This window comes from Lentibacillus salicampi (genome assembly GCF_004565465.1).
In the GTDB taxonomy this organism is placed as follows: Bacteria; Bacillota; Bacilli; order Bacillales; family Amphibacillaceae; genus Lentibacillus; species Lentibacillus salicampi.
Genome location: NZ_SRHY01000135.1, coordinates 1 through 536 on the forward strand (window position 1 = coordinate 1; position 536 = coordinate 536).

Here is a 536-nt window from a genome sequence, read left to right on the forward strand (position 1 = left end):
CAGTCTACTTACGACTTCCCGGGGCATATCGGTGTTAGTCCCGTCCTTCTTCGGCTCCTGGTGCCAAGGCATTCACCGTGCGCTCTTCTTCACTTAACTAATCAAAACGTTCGTTTAACGAACGCGCTTTTTTTACTTGCGTTGAATGTCTTTGCTCTTATTTAGTTTTCAAGGTACAAAATGGAGCCTAGCGGGATCGAACCGCTGACCTCCTGCGTGCAAAGCAGGCGCTCTCCCAGCTGAGCTAAGGCCCCGTATAATCTATATAGATGGTGGGCCTGGGTGGACTCGAACCACCGACCTCACGCTTATCAGGCGTGCGCTCTAACCAACTGAGCTACAGGCCCATCTATATTCAGAGGAAATCAATCTCTCAAAACTGAACCAAACAACCCAGTATGGAGGCCTACACGATGTAGGTCATGCCGATGTTGCCACAGGATAAGGAAAGCTGCGTCAGCGATACATCGCACGCAGAAAAAGTGCTTTCCTTTTTCAAGGACGTGGCGTTCTTAATCGGCCTTCCTTTAAATCCA

At 49.4% G+C, this 536-nt stretch carries 2 tRNA genes and 1 rRNA gene; all 3 read right to left on the reverse strand.

From position 1 onward, the window contains the following. Nucleotides 1-99: ribosomal RNA gene (locus E4U82_RS19710) — 23S ribosomal RNA — on the reverse strand; the annotation flags it as partial. Nucleotides 100-181: 82 nt separating this feature from the next. After that, nucleotides 182-254, reverse strand: a tRNA-Ala gene (locus tag E4U82_RS19715). Between the two features lie 16 nt (nucleotides 255-270). Continuing rightward, nucleotides 271-347: transfer RNA gene (locus E4U82_RS19720), tRNA-Ile, on the reverse strand. Nucleotides 348-536 lie beyond the last annotated feature (189 nt).